Origin of the sequence: Rhizobium sp. BK181 (assembly GCF_014193305.1) — a bacterium.
Taxonomy (GTDB): Bacteria; Pseudomonadota; Alphaproteobacteria; order Rhizobiales; family Rhizobiaceae; genus Rhizobium.
Genome location: NZ_JACHZA010000001.1, coordinates 229,636 through 251,686, shown reverse-complemented (window position 1 = coordinate 251,686; position 22,051 = coordinate 229,636). Strand labels below are relative to the sequence as shown.

The following is a 22,051-nucleotide window of genomic DNA, read 5'->3' as shown; positions in this document are numbered from 1 at the left end:
CCTCTTCATTTTCCGGTGGTTCATGGCAACACTTCTCTTTCAAGCGGCCGGCGCTGCTCTCGGCAGTGTCTTGGGCCCGGTTGGCGCTGTCATCGGCCGCGCAGCCGGCGCGCTCGCCGGAAGCGTCGTCGATCACGCCTTGCTTTCCCGCAGCTCGACGGTTCGCGGGGCGCACCTTTCGACGGCGCGCATCCCCGGCGCAGACGAAGGGACGGCGATCAACAGGGTTTACGGAACGGCACGCGTGGGCGGAACGCTGATCTGGGCGACACGCTTCGAGGAGCAGGTGACGAGCGAGCGCAGGGGCGGAAAGTCGTCGAGTGGCGCGCGGGTCGAGACATTCCGCTACTTTGCCAATCTGGCGATCGGGCTTGGCGAGGGACCTGTCGCCTGTGTTCGCCGGGTCTGGGCTGATGGCAAGGAGCTCGACCTGACGCGGATCGAGATGCGGTTCTATCCCGGGGATCGTGATCAGCAGCCGGATCCCTTGATCGAGGCGAAGCAGGGAGCGGGCATGGCGCCCGCCTATCGCGGGCTTGCCTATGTCGTCTTCGAGCGGTTGCCGTTGGATTCCTATGGTAACCGCATTCCATTGCTGCAGTTCGAGGTGATCCGCCCGATCGGCACGCTGGAAAACCAGATCAAGGCTGTCTGCATCATTCCCGGCGCGACCGAGCATGGTTATCGCACGGTCGCCGTCTCCGAAAGCACCGGGGCAGGCAGCGCGCGAGTCCTGAACCGCAACAGCCTGCAGGGGCTGACCGATTGGGAGGTCTCGATCGACGAGCTGACGGCGCTCTGCCCAAATCTCGAGCGTGTTGCGCTTGTCGTCTCATGGTTCGGGACCGACCTGCGCGCGGGCGAATGTCAGATCCTGCCGGGCGTGGAAGTGTCGGCGCGCAACGAAAGCAGCGCATGGTCGGTCTCCGGCTACTTGCGCGGAACCGCCCACCTTGTCAGCAGGAGCGGCGGCGGTCCCGCCTATGGCGGCACGCCCGACGACGCGAGTGTTGTCTCGGCAATTGCCGATCTCAAGGCGCGCGGGTTGGCGGTCTACCTCTATCCCTTCGTGATGATGGATATTCCAGCCGGCAACAGCCTCCCGGATCCCTATGGGGCTTCGGCTCAGCCTGCCTATCCCTGGCGCGGGCGGATCACCTGCCATCCGGCGATCGGCCAGGCGGAAACCGTGGACCGGACCTCAGAGGCTGCCGGCCAACTGTCCGCCTTCACCGGGGCGGCGCAGGCAACCGATTTTTTCGTTGACGGGCAGCGTGTGACCTATGCCGGCGGCGAGGCCAGCTACCGCCGCTTCATCCTGCACTACGCGCAGCTGGCAAAGATGGCGGGTGGTGTCGACGGGCTCATTGTCGGGTCGGAGCTGCGCGGGCTGACGCAGGTGCGCGATGGAGCCAACGGCTTTCCATTCGTCGCAGCGCTGACAACTCTCGCAGCCGATGTGAAGTCGCTCCTGCCGGCAACGAAGCTGACTTACGGTGCCGACTGGAGCGAATACTTCGGCTACCATCCGCAGGATGGAAGCGGCGACGTCTATTTCAACCTCGATCCGCTCTGGTCGTCGCCGGCGATCGATGCCATCGGCATCGACAACTATATGCCGCTGGCGGACTGGCGGGACGACGATCTCGCGAACGCCAATCCTGATGGTTTCCGGACCGGCGATGACTTCCAGGCGCTGACCACCGCGATCACTGCAGGCGAGGGTTTCGATTGGTATTACGTGAGCGATGCGGCTCGCCGGGCGAGGCAACGTAGTCCGATTTCGGACGAGTTTGTCGGAAAGCCTTGGGTTTTCCGCTACAAGGATATCGCGGGTTGGTGGTCCGATCAGCATCATGAGCGGATCGGCGGCGTGGAAATCCCGACGCCGACATCGTGGCTTCCGCGTAGCAAGCCTGTCTGGTTCACCGAACTAGGCTGCGGTGCCATCGACAAGGGCGCAAACCAACCGAACATCTTTGCCGATCCCAAGTCCGCGGAAAGTGCTGTTCCCTACTTTTCCAACCGAACGCGCGCCGACACCATGCAGCGGCGTTTTCTGGAGGCCCATCACACGTGGTGGGGCGGTGGCGGTCCTCCGGCCGGAATGGTCGATCCGGCGCACCTTTTCGTCTGGTCGTGGGACGCGCGGCCCTTTCCCGCCTTTCCGCAGAATACCTCGACATGGAACGACGGTGCCAACTGGCGTATCGGACATTGGCTGAACGGCAGGCTCGGCAGCGGCACGCTGGCTGAGGTGGTGGCTGCTCTGCTGCGAGATCACGGCTTTGACGATTTCGACGTGTCTGAGGTGAGCGGCGATCTGTTGGGATATGTGCAGGGGGATATCGCATCCGCCCGCAGGCTGATCGAGCCGCTCCTGGAAGCGTTTCAGATCGATGCGATCGAGGATGCGGGGCGTCTGCGCTTCCGGTCGCGCATGTGGGCGAGCCTGCCGGCGCTGCCGGTCGACATTCTTGTGGACCGCGAAGACGAGCCGCTATGGCAGGAAACGCGTGGTCACGACAGTGATTTTGCGGCTGAAGCCCTGCTGAGCTTCTACAATCCCGACCTCGATTACGAGCAGGCAAGTGCTCGCTCCCATCGCGTGTCGCAATCGACAAATCGGATCATTCAGCAGCACCTCAATGCCGTCATGCCCGAGGAGACGGCGCTTGCCGCCGCCGAGGCATTGCTGCGCGACAATCGCGTTGCCCGGCGGTCCATCCGGTTCTCGCTTCCGCCGAATGAGGTGCGTATCCAGACTGGCGACGTAATTGCGCTGCCCGGGCCACCGGGCCGGTTCCTGATCAGCCGCGTCGAGGATGGTGAGGCACGCCGGGTGGAGGCGCGCGAATTCGCCTCGTCTGTCGGCAGTACGGCGGGGACGATTGCCGCCGGAAAGCCGAGCGGTGAGGGCGGTTCGAACCTGTTTTCCCCGATCGTCCACTTGATTGACCTGCCGCGGTTCGACGGCAACGATCCGTCGAGCTATGCCCGGGGCGCAGTCTTTGCAAAACCGTGGACGATGGTGGGGCTGTCGTCGTCTCCCACGAGCGAAGGTTACAAGGGTAGGGTGCTGCTCGATCGGCCGGCGCGGATCGGCACGTTGACAAGTGCGCTTGCGGCAGGGGTTATCGGCCGCTTCGACTGGTCGCGACCGCTTGAACTCAATCTGCCCTATGGCGGCCTCGCCTCGGCACCTGCGACTTCAGTCCTGAACGGCGCCAACCTTCTGGCGGTCTTGTCGGTCCGCAATGTCTGGGAAGTCCTGGCGTTCCGAGAGGCGGAGGAGATATCGCGCGGGCGTTGGGCGCTGCGCGGCTTGCTGCGGGGGCTTGCCGGCACGGAGGATGCGATGTTTTCCGGGGCAGCAGTCGGATCGGCCGTTGTGCTGCTCGACGAGGCGGTGAAACCGCTTGGCCTCGGCAGCGACGAAATGGGCCTGCGATTGAATTGGATCGCCGAAACGGCCTCATCGACGGGGAAGACAGGTCCCTTCGCCTTCGAGGGCGGCTTGCGGGCGCAGACGCCGCTTGCCCCCGTCCACATCCGATGCGCACGCGGCGACAACGGCGTGAAGATCACCTGGATCAGGCGCGGGCGCGACAGCGCCGACAGTTGGCTCGCAGCCGATATTCCCCTCGACGAGCCGTTCGAGCGGTATCGTGTCGAAATTCTGGATGGCGATGTCGTTCTGAGAGCGAACGAATCCGACAGAGCGCAGTGGATCTATCCGTCCGCCGACGAACTTGCCGATTTCGGACAACCGCAAAACAGTCTCAGCCTGCGTATTCGGCAACTGGGCGAACGCGTGCCGCTCGGCATTCCTGCACGCGTGACATGTGCTTTCTAAATTTCATCGTGAAGGAGAGAAGATGATAGATCTGAAGGATTGGTACAGTTCGAAAACCATTTGGGGCGCGCTGATCTCGATCGTCGCATCCATGTTGCATTTTGCCGGTATCGACCTTGCTGCGGCAGACAAGAGCCAGTTGGTCGACTCGGTCGTCAACATAGCCGGCGCGCTGGGTGGCCTACTTGCCATCTACGGGCGTGTCACTGCCAAGGCGGCGATCAAATCCGCCCCTTAAAGCCGGCGCGGCGAGCGGAAGACATCGTTCGCCGACCCACATTTTTGAACACGCGTGGCGCGAATTCAAAACTGTTCTAAACATCAGGGATTACAAGGCATTCATTTGCCATTCAGGTGGCTTGAGTACATAGTCTGGGCCAAGTTGGTATCCATTGAAAGCATTGCACATGGCCTCTCCCTTGAGCGTCGCAGCGCTAGCCGCAGGGCTGGCGGTAACGTCGCCCTCACCGGATAATCCGCGTACCCTGACGGTGCGCGTTGCAGGCGATTGCAGCGAGGCCGCGCGCGAGGTTGTGGAAAAAACGGGAGGGCAGCTCCTTTCCGTCCAGCCTCTGGGCGATAGCTGCATTATCACCGTCCTCGTCCAAGGTAACGGTCAGCGCCCGCGTAAAGTAACCGTCAAGGTTCCGATGTAGGCAGAATCGCCCTATCTAGACGCCGAAGAAATCAAGCGGAGCAAAGCGGACCGATGCGCATTCTGGTAGTCGAAGACGATGTCAACCTGAACCGGCAGCTCAGCGACACGTTGAAGGAAGCCGGTTACGTCGTCGATCAGGCCTTTGATGGCGAGGAGGGCCACTTCCTTGGCGATACCGAGCCTTATGACGCGATCATTCTCGATATCGGCCTGCCGGAACTGGACGGCGTGACGGTGCTCGAGAAGTGGCGCGGTGCAGGGCGCGGCATGCCGGTATTGATCCTCACCGCGCGCGACCGCTGGAGCGACAAGGTCGCGGGCATCGACGCCGGTGCCGACGATTACGTCACCAAACCTTTCCACGTTGAGGAAGTGCTGGCGCGCATCCGTGCCTTGATCCGCCGTGCGGCGGGGCATTCGTCCTCCGAGATCATTTGTGGCCCGGTGCGCCTCGACACCAAGAGCTCGAAGGCGACAGTCAACGGCGTCGCGTTGAAACTCACCTCGCACGAATACCGGCTGCTTTCCTATCTCATGCACCATATGGGCGAAGTGGTTTCGCGCACCGAGCTGGTCGAGCACATGTACGACCAGGATTTCGATCGCGATTCCAATACGATCGAGGTTTTCGTCGGGCGCCTTCGAAAGAAGATGGGCGTTGATTTGATCGAAACGGTGCGCGGGCTTGGCTACCGCATCCAAGCGCCGAAAAATGCGAATTAAGTCGCTTACTGCACGCGTTCTACTGCTGACCACGATCTGGTCGACCGTCGCGCTTGTCGTCATCGGGTTGCTGATCTCGACGCTTTACCGGAAAAGCGCTGAGCGCGGCTTTCAAGACCTGCTGCGCGCCCAGCTCTATAATGTTGTCAATTCGGTGACGATCGGCGACCAAGGGGCGTTGAACGGCAGTCCGCAGCTCGGCGACCTGCGCTTCGCGCAGCCAAAGACCGGCTGGTATTGGCTCGTAGAGCCGCTCGGCACTTATACCGCGCAACCACTGGTCTCACCCTCGCTTGGTTCGGCTTCGATCCCTGTTCCGTCCGTTCTCGAAGCGCCCTTCGACAAGAACTATGAGCGCTACTATAAGGTGACTGATGCCTCGGGGAACCGGATCCAGGTTGCTGAAACCGAGGTTGTGCTGGATACCGACGGTCGTGCCGCGCGCTTCCGCGTCAGCGGCAACGTCGACGTGGTCGAGGATGACGTCCGCAATTTCTCCCACAGTCTCTATCTGGCGTTGGCTGGCTTCGGCGTCGGCAGTCTGATCGTCAACGCCTTGGCCATTCTCTATGGCTTGAAGCCGCTCGACAAGGCGCGCGCGGCGCTTGAGCGCATTCGCGCCGGTGAGAGCGAGGCTTTGAAAGGCGATTTTCCGCGCGAAATCCTGCCGCTCGCCAACGAAGTCAATGCTCTGATCGACAGCAACCGCCGTATCGTCGAGCGGGCGCGCATGCAGGTCGGCAATCTCGCGCATTCTCTGAAGACACCGATCGCGGTGCTGCTCAACGAGGCACGCGTGCTGGAACGTTCGCACGGCGATCTCGTGCGCAGCCAGGCTGAGGCGATGCAGGGGCAGGTGCAATCATATTTGAACCGCGCCCGCATTGCCGCGCAGCGCGAATCCGTGCTCGCCCGCACCGATGCCGAGCCCGCTCTCGAACGGCTCGTGCGCGTTATGCGGCGTTTGAACGTCGACAAGGAATTCGAACTGACCGTGACACCGCCGCACCTCGCGGTCGCGATGGAACAGCAGGACCTTGAAGAGGTCGTCGGCAACCTGCTTGAGAACGCCGCTCGTTTTGCTGCCACCAAGGTTCGCCTCTCCGTTTCAGAGGCGCCCGATGAGGTGAAGGGCGCGGAAGGCAGCGGGCGTCGCCATTGGGTCGAGCTCGTCGTCGAGGACGACGGACCGGGGCTGGAGCCCGATCAGATTCGCGAGGCGCTGAAGCGCGGCAAGCGGCTGGATGAAAGCAAGCCCGGCACGGGGCTCGGACTTTCGATCGTGACGGAGATTTCCAACGAATACCAAGGGCGGCTCGAATTGTCCCGCGGCGAATGGCAGGGACTGAAGGCCCGCCTTATTTTGCCAGGCATCACAAAGGATGTTGCGTGAGCAACTGCTTGATGTCACATAGACCCAGGCGTTTGCATAGCATGCTTTGCCTTGTTGCCGACACGGCGTGGTGCGTGTGTGGCTGCGTTGATTGACACCTGATTCTGGTTCGGCTGAATGATGCTACGTTCGCAAGGCATGATCGTTTCCTCGCTTCTCGTCGCCATGACGCTTTCCGGGTGCCAATCGACGAAAAGCAGCTCGGGCGGTCTTTTCTCGAGGAAGCCGCCAGCTTCGGCTACATACATTGCTGCTTTGCAGGGCGGTATCATCGGTCGCAGCGGTGTGGAACTCAGCAGCAGCGACCGTCAGCGTGCGCTTGAGGCGGAATATCGTGCTCTGGAAGGTGCCGCTGTGGGGCAGCCGGTTGTCTGGAGCGGACGCAACGTCAGCGGCAGAGTGGTGGCGGCTGCGCCCTACCAGGTAGGTTCGCAGAATTGCCGTCAGTATACCCACAGCGTCACGATCGACGGCAAGGAGACGGTGGCGCGCGGTTCCGCCTGCCGAAACGACAATGGCAGTTGGTCGCCCCTCGGCTAAGCTGCGTAGAATTGACCGCCGGCGAAATGTTGCGGCCAAACGCCTCAAATAATCGTCATTGCGGCTTTGCTTGTTGGAATAGACGTTTGCTTCGAGTATTTGGCGGCTATGCTTTTCTGGATTCTTGTGGCCGTTCTGACGGCGGCAATTGCCGCCATTCTGCTTTACCCGCTTTTGCGTGGCGCAAGAGCGGTTGATGACACGCGCGCCGGGGAGTCCGCGGTCTATCGCGATCAATTGCGAGAACTCGATCGCGACCTCGCCGGCGGGCTGATTTCCGCCGACGAAGCGGATTATGCGCGGGCCGAAATCGGCCGGCGCCTGATTACAGTCTCCACCGCGCCTGTCGCCGATCGGAAGGTTTCCAAGCACCACCGTCTGTCCGAAGCCTTCGTGCTGCTGCTCCTGCCGATCTTGGGGCTCTGTCTTTACATTCTGGTAGGGCGGCCGGATTTGCCGTCACAGCCGCTGCAAGCTCGACTTGAGAACCCCGGCAACGATATGGCGATCCTCGTCGCCAAGGCCGAGCGCCACTTGGCGCAGAATCCTGAGGACGGCAAGGGCTGGGACGTCCTGGCGCCGATCTACTTCAACACCATGCGCGTTGACGACGCAGAGAACGCGTATCGGAATGCGATCCGGCTGCTTGGCCCGAGCGCCGCACGCCTCGATGGGCTCGCCGAGACGCTGATGGCGACCTCGAACGGTGTCGTCACCGAGGATGTGCGCAAAGTGCTGGAGCAGTCGCTTCAGTTGCAGGCGGACAATCCAAAGGCAAGCTTCTATCTGGCGCTCGGCTTGGAGCAGGCCGGTCGGACTGCTGATGCCAAGGCGGCCTTCGAGACGCTCGCCAAGCAGTCGCCGGCCGATGCACCATGGCTGCCGCTGGTCGCCGAGCACGTTGCCAAGAATGGCGGCGCGGCACCGAACGCACTAGGCAACCCAACTGCGGCGGACGTTGCGGCTGCCGAGGGCATGAACGCCGGCGATCAGCAACAAATGATAAAGGGCATGGTCGAAAGCCTTGATGCCAAGCTTACCGAAGACCCGAACAATCTCGAGGGCTGGTTGCGGCTCGTTCGCTCTTATGCCGTATTGAGGGACAAGGATCGTGCGGTTGGAGCTCTGAAACGCGGATTGGCAGCGTTTCCCGCAAGCAGCGAGCAAGGCAAGAAGCTGCTGGCGGTGGCGCGAGAGCTCGACATCGCGACAGAAGGAATGACGGAATGACGCGCAAGCAGAAGCGCTTGGCAATCATCGCTGGCGGCATGAGTTTCATCATTGCCGCCGTGCTGCTCGTCATGTTCGCCTTCAGCCAGTCCGTGGCCTATTTCTATATGCCGGCAGATATAGCCAAGAACCCGGTGCCGCCGGGAACCCGGATTCGGCTCGGCGGTCTAGTCGGTGAGGGTAGCATCATCCGCGGCGCCGGATCGACGGTGCAGTTTGCCGTGACCGACGCGACCGGCGATCTCGTCCGGGTGCGATATACCGGCATTCTCCCGGATCTTTTTCGCGAGGGGCAGGGAGTGGTAACCGAGGGCCGCTTCGAAACCGGCAGCGACGTATTCACGGCCGATACGGTCCTCGCCAAGCATGACGAGAAATACATGCCGAAGGAAGTCGCCGACAAGCTGAAGGCGCAAGGCCTTTGGAAAGAAGGGGAAGCAGTGCAATGATCATCGAGATCGGCCACTACGCGCTCATCCTGGCGCTTGCGACAGCACTTGTCGTTTCCGTCGTTCCGATCATCGGTGCAAGACGCCTTGACCGCGCGATGATGGATGTGGCCTCCGTCGGCTCCCTGGCAATGTTTGCGCTGGTGGCCTTCTCCTTCGCCGTGCTGACCTACGCTCACGTCGTCTCCGACTTTTCGGTGGCGAACGTCTGGGAAAATTCGCACTCGCTGGTGCCGTTGCTTTTCAAGTTTTCCGGGGTTTGGGGCAATCACGAAGGCTCGATGATGCTCTGGCTGCTGATCCTGGTGCTCTTCAGCGCTTTGGTGGCTGCCTTTGGGCGCAACCTGCCCGACACGCTGCGGGCGAATGTGCTTTCTGTGCAGGCGTGGATTTCGGTGGCCTTCATTCTCTTCATCCTCCTAACCTCCAACCCGTTCATGCGTCTGGACCCTGCACCGGCCGAGGGCAAGGATCTGAACCCTGTCCTGCAGGATGTCGGTCTCGCGATCCATCCGCCGCTGCTTTATCTCGGCTATGTCGGCTTCTCGGTTTGCTTCTCCTTTGCTGTGGCAGCTCTCCTCGAAGGCCGCATCGATGCCGCCTGGGCGCGTTGGGTGCGACCCTGGACGCTGGCCGCGTGGACGTTCCTGACGCTAGGCATCGCCATGGGTTCGTACTGGGCTTACTACGAACTCGGCTGGGGAGGCTGGTGGTTTTGGGATCCGGTCGAGAACGCATCGTTCATGCCTTGGCTTGCCGGGACGGCGCTGTTGCATTCGGCGCTTGTCATGGAAAAGCGCGAGGCCCTGAAGATCTGGACGGTCCTGCTCGCGATCCTGACGTTCTCGCTGTCCCTGATGGGCACCTTTCTTGTGCGATCGGGCGTTTTGACCTCGGTGCACGCCTTTGCCAGCGATCCCTCGCGTGGCGTCTTCATCCTGTGCATCCTGTTGATCTTCATCGGCGGGGCGTTGTCACTGTTCGCGTTCCGCGCGCCGCTGCTCTCGGCGGGCGGCCTGTTTGCGCCGATCTCTCGCGAAGGGGCGCTTGTCCTGAACAATCTCATTCTGACGGTCGCTTGCGGCACCGTCCTGACCGGCACGCTCTATCCGCTGCTGCTGGAGACGCTGACCGGCGATAAGATCTCGGTTGGACCGCCTTTCTTCAATATGACCTTCGGCTTGCTGATGGCACCGTTGCTGGTCATCGTTCCTTTCGGCCCGCTCATGGCATGGAAGCGCGGTGATTTGCTCGCTGTTCTGCAGCGGCTCTATCTGGTCGCGATCCTGGCCTTCATTGCGGCAGTCGCGTTCTTCTATGTCGAGCACGGCGGCCCTGTGCTTGCCGTGGTTGGGCTGGCCGCAGGGTTATTCCTGGTCTTCGGGGCGATTGCTGATCTTTGGTATCGGGCTGGCGTGGGCAAGGTTGCTGCGTCCGTTGCCTGGAAACGCCTGGCCGGCCTGCCGCGCTCGGCGTTCGGGACGGCGCTCGCTCATGCCGGGCTCGGCGTTGCGGTCCTCGGCATCGTCGCGGTCACCACCTTCGAAACCGAACATGTCATCGAGATGAAGCCCGGCCAGGGCGTCGAGGCCGGTGGTTACTTCGTGCGCTTCGACGGTATGAAGCCAGCCACAGGACCAAACTACAGTGAAGAGCGGGGCCACTTCACCATCAGCCGTGGCGGTGTCGAGGTTGCTGATGTCTGGTCGTCGAAGCGCGTCTACACGGCGCGCCAGATGCCGACGACCGAGGCCGGGATCCTAACTTTTGGGCTCAGCCAACTCTACATGTCCCTCGGCGATGTGACGAACGATGGCGGCATCGTGGTGCGCATCTGGTGGAAGCCTTTCATTCTCTGCATCTGGGGCGGCGCGGTGATCATGGCGATCGGCGGGTTCGTTTCGCTGAGCGATCGCCGACTGCGCGTCGGCGCGCCGAGCCGAAGAGCAAAACCCGCGCGTCCGGCGATGGAGCCGGCAGAATGATCCGGGCTATCGTCCTCGTGCTGGCGGTGCTTCTTTCCTCCGTTCCTGCGTTTGCCGTCAATCCGGATGAGGTTCTCGCCGATCCGAAGCTGGAGGCGCGGGCGCGCGCGATTTCGGCGGAATTGCGCTGCATGGTCTGCCAGAACCAGTCGATCGACGACTCCAACGCCGAGCTTGCCAAGGATTTGCGCCTGCTGGTGCGTGAGCGGCTGACCGGTGGTGATACCGACGAGCAGGTCGTGAACTACATCGTCTCGCGATACGGCGAGTTCGTGCTGTTGAAGCCGCGCTTTGAAACGAAAACGATCCTGCTTTGGGGCGCGCCGATCCTGCTTGTTGTCGCAGGCGGCATCTCGCTGATCGTCTTCGCGCGGAAGAGGGCAGGCAGACCGACGGGTTCCAAGCTGACCGCCGAAGAGCAGGCCCGCTTGAGTCAATTGCTCGACGAATGACCTAGAGCCGTCCCCGGAGTCGGTTGCGCACTACGGACGCAACAAGCACTGCGGTAAACATCAGAACCACGCAGCCGGCCGCGATTGGCCCGGCCGACGGGGAGTATAGATCCATCACCGCGCCGACGGACGATGAGCCCGCAGCGCTACCGACGGCATAGGCAAGGGCGAAGGCGGCACTTCCCGCGACAAGCGTATCGCCGGCGTAGCGCTCGCCAAGGATCGTCAAGGCGCAGGTATAGAGCGAAAAGCTCGCCGCGCCCATGATGCCGAACATCACCAAAATCGCTGCCTGCGACTGAAGAAATGGGATCGCGATGAAGGTTAACCCCGCCAGCAAGCCTGAGCAGATGGCGACGCCGAAGCGCGAGGTCTTGTCGAGAAACCAGCCGACGACCGGTTGGGCAAGGGCGGTCGGCAGCGCAAGCACGGTCACGCTGATTGCGGCGAACGCCTCGGAATAGCCGAGGCGGACGAAATAGACGGGCATAGCCGCGATTGCGGCAATATCGGCGAATGCGAATGCGACCACCATGCAGATGAGCATTGGCGCGCTTCTGACAAAGGTGAAGAGCGCCCCCGATGCGGCCTGCTCGGGAAGCGTCCGGGCTCTCCGAGTGAGGATGATGGTCAGGAAGGCGACACAGGCGACGTAAACGGCAAGCAGCGCGAAGGCAAAACCCTGTTCCGTGCCGAAGATCGGGATCACGAGGGGGCCGGCTGCAAAACCGCCGCACATGCCCGCGCCATAGAGACCGGAAACGCGCCCGCGCAGGCGATCTGGGCAGGCGGTATTGAGCCAGGCTTCGCTCAACATGAAAATCAGGCTGACGAAGAAGCCGAGACAAAAGCGGGCGATGCACCACACCCAGAAAATATCGAAAGTCGCGAAGGTGGCGAGGCTGATGGCACAGCCGATCAGTCCTGCGACGATCAGGCGATCGCCGCGCACCTTTCGCGACAGCCACGTCACCGCGAAAGTTGCAACGGCAAGGCCCGCCGCGAAACAACCGGCGTTGAAACCGATAAGGCTCGGCGAAACATTGCGATGCTCAAGGACAAGGGAAATCAAGGGATAAGTCAGGCCCTGCGCAACGGCAAACGCAGTGACCCCGAAGATAACGGCGGCAAGCGCGGCAGTATCCGGCGAAAAATCTTCCACCGTGACCACATGGGCCATTGTCTCGTCCTCCCCGGTTGTGGGAAGGAGGATTATCGGGTTCCCGCGCATTAGTCGAGGGCAAGAGTGCTGCTTCCGATCGCGGGGCCTCTGTTGCACATTACGAATTTTTCATCGCTCGGACAGTTCGCAGTAAGGTGTGTCGTCCTATATCTTTGGTCATCAACCGATCCGATCACTAACGATCCTGTAGATGTTGAAGTCAAAGAAGGTGCCACTCATGTTCAAGAATATCAAAGCTCCGTCGCTCAATACCGCGCTGAAGGCTTCGACCGTCGCGGGTCTTGCCGCTGCGGTGCTTGCGACCGGTATTCCCCTCGAAATCACACGTTCTTATGCAGAAGCCGTAAAGGTTCAGGCGCCGTCCGTTCCGAGCTTCGCGAATGTTGTCGATGCCGTTTCGCCGGCAGTCGTTTCCGTGCGTGTCGAAAACCGTGTGAACCCGGTGTCCGATGACGACGCCAATGGCTTCGCGTTCGATTTCAACGGCCGCGGCTTGGATGATCTTCCGGATGCCCTGAAGCCGTTCTTCCGCCAGTTCGGTGAGCAGGGGCCGCAGGGCCGCCGCGGTCCGCAGGGCCATCATGGCCCGCAGGACGGCAAGGGTCGCCTGCGTCCGGTTGCCCAGGGCTCCGGCTTCTTCATTTCTGAAGATGGCTACATCGTCACCAACAACCACGTCGTATCTGACGGCGCGGCATTCGTTGCCGTCATGAATGATGGCACCGAACTCGATGCCAAGCTGATCGGCAAGGATCCCCGTACGGATCTCGCCGTCCTTAAGGTCGATGGGAAGGGCCGCAAGTTCACCTACGTCAACTGGGCTAATGACGACGGCGTTCGCGTCGGCGACTGGGTTGTCGCGGTCGGTAACCCGTTCGGTCTCGGTGGTACGGTGACCGCTGGTATCGTTTCGGCCCGTGGTCGCGACATCGGCTCTGGCCCGTATGACGATTATCTGCAGGTTGACGCTGCGGTGAACCGCGGTAACTCCGGTGGCCCGACCTTCAATCTCAATGGCGAAGTCGTCGGCATCAACACCGCGATCTTCTCGCCGTCCGGTGGCAGTGTGGGTATTGCGTTTGCCATCCCGGCGTCTACGGCCAAGGATGTTGTTGCTGACCTGATGAAGGACGGCCAGGTATCCCGCGGTTACCTCGGCGTCCAGATCCAGCCGGTAACCAAGGACATCGCTGACTCGCTCGGCCTTTCCGAGGCAAACGGCGCGCTCGTGGTTTCCGCTCAGGCAGGCACGCCGGGTGAGAAGGCCGGCATGAAGGCAGGCGACGTCGTGACGGCAGTCAACGGCGAAACCATCAAGGATGCCCGTGATCTCAGCCGCCGTATCGGTGCGATGACGCCAGGCAAGAAGGTCGAACTGTCCGTCTGGCGATCCGGCAAGGCCCAGTCTTTGACGGTCGAACTCGGAACTCTGCCTGCTGAACAGAAGGATGCTTCCGCTGATGACGGCGATCAGGCACCCGAAAGCCAGGCTCCTGCTTCGGAAAAGGCACTTGCTGATCTCGGCTTGACGGTCGGTCCTTCCGACGATGGCAAGGGCCTGCAGATCACCGGTATCGATCCGGACTCCGACGCTGCCGATAAGGGCATCAAGGAAGGCGAGAAGATCACCTCGGTCAACAACCAGGAAGTCTCGAATGCCGACGACGTCGTCAAGGTCCTGAACCAGGCGAAGAAGGATGGCCGCACGCGGGCACTCTTCCAGATCCAGTCGAAGGACGGCAGCCGCTTCGTTGCTCTTCCGATCAACGGCCAGGGTTAATCCTCCCAACCCTGACAGAGTGGGAGCCGCGCCTTCTGGGCGCGGCTCTTTTCGCCAATATCCCTGGGATGATTGCAATGACCTCTGTACAACAGGAAGAAGCTTTGAGCCTTGCCGAAACGCAACCGGCAGGTAATGTCGGCCGCATGAAGATTCTGATCATAGAAGACGACCTGGAAGCAGCGGTCTATCTCACCAAGGCGTTTCGTGAGGCTGGCATCGTGGCCGATCACGCAAGCGATGGCGAAAGCGGGCTCTTCATGGGCTCGGAAAACACCTACGATGTGATCGTCATCGATCGCATGCTGCCGCGTCGGGACGGTCTCTCCGTCATCAGCGAATTGCGCCGTAAGGGCATCCATACGCCCGTTCTTATTCTCTCTGCCCTCGGTCAAGTCGATGACCGTGTGACTGGCCTGAGAGCTGGTGGCGATGACTATCTTCCAAAGCCCTACGCGTTCAGTGAGCTTCTCGCCCGGGTCGAGGTGCTCGGTCGCCGCAAGGGCACACCGGACCAGGACGTTATCTATCGTGTGGGTGACCTTGAGCTCGACAGGCTTGCGCATGAGGTTCGCCGCGGCGGCAAGGAAATACCGCTGCAGCCGCGCGAGTTTCGTCTTCTCGAATATCTGATGAAGAACGCCGGCCAGGTCGTCACTCGCACGATGCTTCTCGAGAATGTGTGGGACTACCACTTCGATCCGCAGACCAACGTCATCGACGTCCACGTTTCGCGGTTGCGGTCCAAGATCGAGAAGGATTTCAGCCAGCCGCTTCTCAAGACCATTCGCGGCGCGGGGTATATGATCAAGGACGAGGGATGAACCGTTTCTGGTTTCTCTTCAAGTCCACGGCAGTCCGCCTTTCGGCACTCTACATCCTGCTTTTCGCCATCTGCGCCGCGACGCTGGTCTTCTATGTCACGGCAATGTCCGAGCGGCTTCTGACGAACCAGATCCGCGAAGCAGTTCAGCAGGAAGTCGATCAGGTGAAGCGGGCCTATGACGCCGGCGGTATGAACCTCCTCCTGCGCACGATGGAACGTCGGGCCCGTCAGCCGGGCGCCAATCTCTACATCATCGCCGGCCCTTCCGGAGATATCCTCGCTGGCAACGTCGCATCCGTGCAGCCTGGCGTGCTGGATGAGGAGGGGTGGACATCCTTGCCCTTCATGTACCAGCGCTACGCCGAGAGCGGTCTTAGCCGACGACACATGGCAGTCGCCAACATCTTCGTGCTGGACAATGGACTGCGATTGCTGATCGGCCGCGACCTCGGCGAGCCGGAAGCCTTCCGCGGGTTGGTGCGGCAAGCACTGATGATCGCGCTGGCGATCATGGGTCTCGGCGCTATCATTATCTGGTTCGGCATCGGTCGAAACGCCCTGAAGCGGATCGACCGCATGTCCGATGCGAGCAAGAAGATCATGGCTGGCGATCTCTCGCAGCGTCTTCCCGTCGGCGGCTCCGGCGACGAGTTCGATCGCCTGTCGGCCTCGCTCAACGCGATGCTTGGGCGGATAGAGAAGCTGAACGAAGGCCTGCGGCAGGTATCCGACAATATTGCGCACGATCTGAAGACGCCGCTGACCCGGCTGCGCAACAAGGCCGCCGACGCTCTGGACACCACGGACGGCGAGGTACGACGTGTCGCGCTTGAGGGAATCATCTCCGAGTCCGATCAGTTGATCCGCACCTTCAATGCCCTGCTGATGATTTCGCGCGTCGAAGCCGGTTCTGTCGCCGCTGAAATGTCGGCTATTGACCTGTCGGCCATCGTTTCAGATAGCGCCGAACTTTACGAACCCGTCGCCGACGAGGCGGGGCTGGCACTGACGTCATCGATCGAGGCCGATATCGAGGTAAAGGGTAACCGCGAACTGATCGGACAAGCGATCTTCAATCTGATCGACAATGCCATCAAGTATTCCTCGGATGCGGACGGCCACGGCGATATCACGCTGAAGCTACTCCGCCGTGCCGACGGCATCTGCCTTTCCGTCGCGGATCGTGGCTCAGGCATTCCCGCGGAGAAACGGGAAGATGTGCTGAAGCGCTTCGTGCGGCTGGATGAAAGTCGCTCCAAGCCCGGCACTGGTCTCGGCCTCTCCCTGGTCGAAGCCGTTATGGAATTGCATGGCGGGAAGCTGGAACTCTCCGATACCGATCCGCAAAATCAGGAGAGGCGAGGTCTCACGGTTAGCATGATCTTTCCAGCGAAGTAACATCACCGGAGCACGACCGCTGCGGATCGAATTCGGTGTTGGCCATCGCCTCCATAGGCCCTACCTTAGATCGTAATTGCCGGAAGTTGCTGTGATTCTCCCCGGCGTTTTTCCGATCTGGTCGCCAGGAGGATGCATGCTGACGAGTTCCAGGCATAGCCTCGTTGATGTCGCCGAAGGGCTCTTGAAGCCGCTGAACAAGAGCGAACTTAAGCTCGCGCAGGCTGATCTCCAGCGGATCAGCAAAAGCGAGCCTAGCGTGGCCGAGATCCTTAAAGCGGACAGCGCCCTTCGCGACTTCATCACAGCCGCGCTCACCCTGTCTCCCTATCTGCGTGACATTGCGAATATCGACACCGCGATCCTTTCCGCCGCGATTTCGGAACCTCTGGAACCCGAGATCGAAGCGCTGATCGCTGAAGCGAGGGTCTGCTGGAAGCCGGGAGCAACTGGTGTGTTGCCGACCGAAGCCGACGTGATGAGCCGTTTGCGGATCATCAAGCGCAAAGTCGCGTTTCTTGTCGCCCTCGCGGATCTCGCCCGGATATTCGACGGTCGGGTGACCACCGCGTGGCTGAGCCGGCTTGCGGAGGCGTCAGTTGCTGCGGCGATCGACCACCTCCTGCTCGCGGCTCACGAAAGCCGCAAGGTCACGCTCAAGGATGTCGCCGCTCCGAGTGAGGGGTCAGGGGTAATCGTCCTTGGCATGGGCAAGCTTGGAGCCTCTGAGCTCAACTATTCCTCCGATATCGATCTGGTCGTGTTCTTCGACGAACAGGCAGGGATCGTCCCGGATCCCGACGACGCGATCGAGATCTTCCCGCGATTGATGCGACGGCTGGTAAGGATCATGCAGGAGCGCACAGCGGATGGATACGTCTTCCGCACCGACCTGCGACTGCGGCCTGATCCAGGCTCAACGCCGCTTGCAATCCCAGTCGACGCGGCGATGATCTATTACGAGGGCAGGGGGCAGAACTGGGAACGCGCCGCCTTCATCAAGGCGCGCGCCGTGGCTGGCGATATCCAGGCGGGCGAGCAGTTTCTACGCGGGCTCGTTCCATTCGTCTTTCGCAAATATCTCGATTATGCGGCCATCGCCGATATCCATTCGATCAAACGGCAGATTCATGCTCACAAGGGGCATGGCGCGATCGCGGTGAAGGGGCACAATGTCAAGCTCGGTCGCGGTGGAATCCGAGAGATCGAGTTTTTCGCGCAGACGCAACAGCTGATCGCCGGTGGCCGGATGGTGGCGCTGCGTTGCCGTGGCACCGAAGAGACGCTGGCTGAGCTGACAAAGGCTAAATGGATCGATGAGGACACGCGCGACGAACTGACCGAGGCCTACTGGTTCCTTCGTGACGTTGAGCATCGGATTCAGATGGTGCACGACGAACAGACGCATCTCCTCCCTGAGAGCGAGACTGATCTGAAGCGCATCGCCTTCATGATGGGGTTCGACGATACGCCGAGTTTCGCCGCCCGCTTGGTTGAGGTCTTCAAGACGGTCGAGCGGCGTTATGCGCGCTTGTTCGAACAGGAGACCAAGCTTTCCACGGAAACCGGCAATCTGGTTTTCACCGGCCAGGGTGATGATCCCGATACGCTGAAGACACTACGCAATCTAGGCTTCGAACGACCGTCCGACATCTCCCGGGTTATCCGCACATGGCACTATGGTCGCTACAAGGCGACGCAGTCCGTTGAGGCGCGTGAGCGGTTGACGGAACTAACTCCGCAATTGCTCCGCGTATTCGGCGAAAGTAAACGCGCCGATGAGGCGATCCTGCGCTTCGACAGCTTTCTCTCGGGCCTACCCGCAGGTATTCAGCTGTTTTCCCTCCTCGGCAGCAACCCTGCGCTGTTGTCGCTCATCGTCAACATCATGTCCTCGGCTCCGAAGCTGGCGGAAGTGATTGCCGCCAAGCCACATGTCTTCGACGGCATGCTCGATCCTGGTCTGATGGCGGAACTGCCGACGCGCGCCTACCTTGCCGAACGCATCCGCAGCTTCCTCGCGCCCGCGCGATACTATGAAGAGGTGCTCGATCGGCTGCGCATCTTTGCCGACGAACAGCGTTTTCTCATAGGCATCCGGCTGCTAACCGGTGCGATCCGGGGCGCCATGGCTGGCCGCGCCTTCACGCATCTCGCCGATCTCGTTGTCGAAGCGGCGCTCGATGCCGTTATGAAGGAGATCAGGACGGCTCACGGCGATTTTCCGGGCGGCCGCGTGGCGGTCGTCGGCATGGGCAAACTTGGCAGCTTCGAGCTGACCGCCGGTTCTGACATCGATATTATCCTGCTCTATGACTACGACGATGAGGCGGCCGAATCCACAGGCCCCAAGCCGCTCGATGCAACCCGCTATTTTACGCGTGTGACCCAGCGGTTGATCTCGGCGCTGTCTGCACCGATGGCCGAGGGTGTACTCTATGAGGTCGACATGCGCCTCAGGCCGTCGGGAAACAAGGGGCCCGTTGCTACCCGCATCAAGTCGTTCGAAAAATATCAGCGGGAAGAGGCGTGGACCTGGGAACACATGGCGCTGACCCGGGCCCGCCTCGTGTGCGGTGACAGGGAACTCATCAGCGAAGCCGAACGGATTATCGCTGACGTGCTGCTTTCCAAGACCGACGCGCAGAAAATCGCCAAGGACGTATCCGAAATGCGGGCCTTAATCGAGCAGGAAAAGCCGCCGGCGAGTATCTGGGATCTGAAGCTTATTCCGGGGGGGCTGATCGACATCGAATTCATCGCGCAATATCTGCGGCTGGTGGCCTCCACGAGCGGCATCGCTATTGAGGACGATGATTTCAATACGGCGGGACAAGTGAAGCTCATCGGCGCTGAGCTGATGGACCGCGATGACATGGAACTCTGTCTCGCGGCGCTTTCGCTCTACACGGATATTTCGCAGCTCATCCGGCTCTGCATCGACGGCCTGTTCGACCCGAAGGAGGCACCGGCCGGGCTCATTGATCTTGTCGCCCGGGCAGGCGATTGCCCTGATATCAAGACGCTGGAGGGAGAGATCAAACGGCTCTCGAAAGCCGTCAGGAAGATATTCCAGACGGTGGTGAAGTCTTAGCGGCCGTCATTCGGGATGTGCAGGGAAATGACGGTGCCGATGGCTTCGCGCGACCGAATTTTCATCTTGCCCCCGTGCAGCGTCGTCAGCGACCGCGAGATCGCAAGGCCGAGGCCAGAGCCGCCTTTGCTCTTCGCGTACTGGTTTTGCACCTGCTCGAAAGGCTGGCCGATCTTGCCGAGTGCGGCGCGGGGGATGCCGATGCCGGTGTCTGCGATGGTCAGCATGACACCGCTGTTGGTGCGGCGCGTCCGCACGGCGATGCGACCACCTTCGTTGGTGAACTTCACTGCGTTGGAAAGCAGGTTAAGCAGGATCTGCTTCATGGCGCGGCGATCGGCGGTCAGGCGCATGCCATCACAAATGCGTTGTTCCACGAAGATGTTCTTCTGTGCGGCAGGGATTGCTGTGAAACGAAGGCTTTCCTCGATCAGCGGCGCAAGATCGATCGTTTCGCACTCGAGCTTCATATGGCCGGCTTCGATCTTCGACATGTCGAGAATGTCGCTGATGACGTTGAGAAGATGCTTGCCGCTATCATGGATGTCGCGTGCATATTCATTATACTTGGACGAGCCGAGCGGGCCGAACATCTGGTCCTGAAGAATTTCGGAGAAGCCGAGGATGGCGTTGAGCGGCGTGCGAAGCTCGTGGGACATGTTTGCCAGGAACTCGCTTTTTGCGCGGTTGGCCGCTTCGGCGCGTTCCTTCTCGACCAGATAGTTGGAGTTCGCGACAGAGAGCGCGGCTTTCTGGCTTTCCAGAGTCTGGCGGGACGAGGAAAGGTCACCGATCGTTGCCATCAGTCGGCGTTCGGAGTCGCGCAGGCGCTCCTGATTGCGCTTCAATAGCGTGATATCGGTGCCGACCGAAACCATGCCGCCGTCGCGTGTACGGCGCTCGTTGATCTGCAGCCAGCGTTCGTCGGCAAGCTGCACTTCGGTCGTCCGCGAGTAGCCGGAGCCATCCGCATCGGCGATCCGGCGTTCGATCACCGGACGCGCGGCGGCGGCGTTCACGACGCTGCGTTCGGTGCCGGGAACCAGGACGCTATCGGGGAGGCCATACGCCTGCTGGAAGTGCGCGTTGCACATGACGAGGCGGTCGTTCTTGTCCCAGAGAACGAAAGCTTCCGATGTGCACTCGATGGCGTCCGCCAGCCGCTGATCGGCCTCGGCATAACGCTGCGCGAGACGATGCTGCTCGGTCACGTCCATCGCAATGCCGATCATGTGGACGCGGCCGGAATTGGTGCGGATCACTTGGGCGCGGGCGCGCATCCAGACGTAATGACCGCCGGCGTGCCGCATGCGGAAGATCTGGTCGACCTGACCGGCATCGCCGCGAGCAATCGACCGGGCGATTTCGTAGACGCCGCCGTCATCCGGATGCATCAGGCGGGCTGCGTCGCTGAAGCACATCGTTCGGTCCGAGCCGGGAAGGCCAAGCATCTCGTACATCGAGCGCGACCAGTAGAACTCGCGGCGGTCGAAATCGAAGTCCCAAAGCCCGCAGCGGCCGCGAGACAGTGCCGTCTCGACGCGGAGATTCGACTCCAGAAAGATGTCGTCGGCGTCGCGGGCACGCTTCACCTGCATGTAGTAAGCGTAGAGAATGACGAGCAGGATCGAGGAGATACCGGCAAAGAGCGTTACGTTGAGCGTAACCTCGTCTCTCCAGAGCTTGCCGATCCGTTCAAGCGACGTGGCGGCGATCACATAGCCCCCGGAGTTTCCGATGAGGGTGATTTCCGCATAGTGCGGAAGCCCGCTGATCGTTGTCTCGATCACGCCGGCGCGATCGCCGAACCGGCGAACTGCCGAGACTTCGGAGAAGAAATCACCGACGCTGGCACCGAGGTAAGCCGAGCCGGCGGCGGTTGCGGCAAACACCTTACCGCTTGGCTGAACCAGCAGCACGAAGGCGTCATCGTCCAGCCGGTCCTGCGGCAGGAAACGTGCTAGGTGCGCCTGCGCCTGCATCACATCCGCAGTTTCGAATATATGGTTGGCGTCGGCGAAAGCCGCAGCAGCGGTTGCGGCGGCAAGCGCTGTAGAATGGCGGGCGGCGGCTTCCGTGCGCCCGTATTCGGAAACCATTCCGAAGAAGTGCGATGCCGCTACAACCGTAAGGAAGGCTACGATCAGGATCGGAATAATTCGCTTCAGGACGATTTCGACCTGCGACAGGTTGCGCGAGGACGAGGAGGAAACGGTGGAGCGTCGAGCTGAAAAGCTGTCCCGCCAGGCCAGGAGGCCGTCGAAATCGACACGCAGCCGTCCCTCGGCTGCGGTTGCCCGCCGCACGTTCATCATCTCTTCAGCCTTGATCCCTCGTGTGATTCGCAGCGCCGCTCGCTGGAACTAACTCAATGAATCACTGGTGATTCGCCTTGTCCAGAGGAAAAGGTAAAAATTTGTTAACTGATTCAAGATGCTGAATTTTCTATAGCGGCCAGATTGCCGCTGCGAGCGTCGCAGCGGC

General features: G+C 61.1%; 16 protein-coding genes. 14 read left to right on the top strand and 2 right to left on the bottom strand.

The features are described from left to right. The first annotated feature begins 22 nt into the window (after positions 1-22). The 10 genes from FHT77_RS01235 (at position 23) to FHT77_RS01190 (ending at position 11,286) form a co-directional block, all read left to right on the top strand. Entirely contained in the window at positions 23-3,856 is a 3,834-nt protein-coding gene (locus tag FHT77_RS01235) for a glycoside hydrolase/phage tail family protein (protein WP_183751798.1), read from the top strand. A 22-nt stretch (positions 3,857-3,878) separates the two neighbouring features. After that, on the top strand, positions 3,879-4,094 hold the full coding sequence (locus FHT77_RS01230) for a hypothetical protein (RefSeq protein WP_183751796.1): 216 nt from the start codon (positions 3,879-3,881) through the stop codon (positions 4,092-4,094). A gap of 169 nt (positions 4,095-4,263) precedes the next feature. Continuing rightward, the gene (locus FHT77_RS01225; RefSeq protein WP_016553306.1) at positions 4,264-4,512 is read left to right on the top strand and encodes a hypothetical protein; all 249 of its coding nucleotides are present in this window, start codon (positions 4,264-4,266) and stop codon (positions 4,510-4,512) included. A 53-nt stretch (positions 4,513-4,565) separates the two neighbouring features. Continuing rightward, on the top strand, positions 4,566-5,237 hold the full coding sequence (locus FHT77_RS01220; RefSeq protein WP_114712100.1) for a response regulator transcription factor: 672 nt from the start codon (positions 4,566-4,568) through the stop codon (positions 5,235-5,237). Beyond that, complete coding sequence (locus tag FHT77_RS01215) at positions 5,227-6,630, top strand: HAMP domain-containing sensor histidine kinase (protein WP_183751794.1); 1,404 nt, start codon at positions 5,227-5,229, stop codon at positions 6,628-6,630. The genes FHT77_RS01220 and FHT77_RS01215 overlap by 11 nt, the downstream gene beginning before the upstream one ends. 117 nt (positions 6,631-6,747) lie before the next feature. Continuing rightward, the gene (locus FHT77_RS01210) at positions 6,748-7,170 is read left to right on the top strand and encodes a hypothetical protein (RefSeq protein ID WP_183751792.1); all 423 of its coding nucleotides are present in this window, start codon (positions 6,748-6,750) and stop codon (positions 7,168-7,170) included. A 108-nt stretch (positions 7,171-7,278) separates the two neighbouring features. Continuing rightward, positions 7,279-8,400: a c-type cytochrome biogenesis protein CcmI gene (gene ccmI, locus FHT77_RS01205; RefSeq protein WP_183751790.1), complete on the top strand. Its 1,122-nt coding sequence runs from the start codon at positions 7,279-7,281 to the stop codon at positions 8,398-8,400. Beyond that, on the top strand, positions 8,397-8,849 hold the full coding sequence (gene ccmE / locus FHT77_RS01200; protein WP_183751788.1) for a cytochrome c maturation protein CcmE: 453 nt from the start codon (positions 8,397-8,399) through the stop codon (positions 8,847-8,849). Before ccmI ends, ccmE begins: the two co-directional genes overlap by 4 nt. Then, positions 8,846-10,834, top strand: coding sequence for a heme lyase CcmF/NrfE family subunit (locus FHT77_RS01195; RefSeq protein ID WP_183751786.1), 1,989 nt, complete (start codon positions 8,846-8,848; stop codon positions 10,832-10,834). Before ccmE ends, FHT77_RS01195 begins: the two co-directional genes overlap by 4 nt. After that, entirely contained in the window at positions 10,831-11,286 is a 456-nt protein-coding gene (locus FHT77_RS01190; RefSeq protein ID WP_183751784.1) for a cytochrome c-type biogenesis protein CcmH, read from the top strand. The genes FHT77_RS01195 and FHT77_RS01190 overlap by 4 nt, the downstream gene beginning before the upstream one ends. A gap of 1 nt (position 11,287) precedes the next feature. On the opposite strand, the gene FHT77_RS01185 is transcribed toward FHT77_RS01190, so the two are convergent. Beyond that, entirely contained in the window at positions 11,288-12,466 is a 1,179-nt protein-coding gene (locus FHT77_RS01185; protein ID WP_183751782.1) for an MFS transporter, read from the bottom strand. 220 nt (positions 12,467-12,686) lie between these two features. Between FHT77_RS01185 and FHT77_RS01180 the strand changes: the two genes are divergently transcribed. From FHT77_RS01180 to FHT77_RS01165, 4 genes are all read left to right on the top strand, one after another. After that, complete coding sequence (locus FHT77_RS01180; protein ID WP_183751780.1) at positions 12,687-14,249, top strand: Do family serine endopeptidase; 1,563 nt, start codon at positions 12,687-12,689, stop codon at positions 14,247-14,249. Between the two features lie 68 nt (positions 14,250-14,317). Further along, on the top strand, positions 14,318-15,073 hold the full coding sequence (locus FHT77_RS01175; protein ID WP_405049258.1) for a response regulator transcription factor: 756 nt from the start codon (positions 14,318-14,320) through the stop codon (positions 15,071-15,073). Beyond that, positions 15,070-16,473, top strand: coding sequence for a HAMP domain-containing sensor histidine kinase (locus tag FHT77_RS01170; RefSeq protein ID WP_183751776.1), 1,404 nt, complete (start codon positions 15,070-15,072; stop codon positions 16,471-16,473). The genes FHT77_RS01175 and FHT77_RS01170 overlap by 4 nt, the downstream gene beginning before the upstream one ends. Before the next feature lie 136 nt (positions 16,474-16,609). Then, positions 16,610-19,567, top strand: a complete 2,958-nt coding sequence (locus FHT77_RS01165) for a bifunctional [glutamine synthetase] adenylyltransferase/[glutamine synthetase]-adenylyl-L-tyrosine phosphorylase (RefSeq protein ID WP_183751774.1) — start codon at positions 16,610-16,612, stop codon at positions 19,565-19,567. Here the strand turns inward: FHT77_RS01165 and FHT77_RS01160 are convergent. Next, positions 19,564-21,882: a PAS domain-containing sensor histidine kinase gene (locus FHT77_RS01160; protein ID WP_183751772.1), complete on the bottom strand. Its 2,319-nt coding sequence runs from the start codon at positions 21,880-21,882 to the stop codon at positions 19,564-19,566. The genes FHT77_RS01165 and FHT77_RS01160 overlap by 4 nt on opposite strands. Positions 21,883-22,051: the final 169 nt, after the last annotated feature.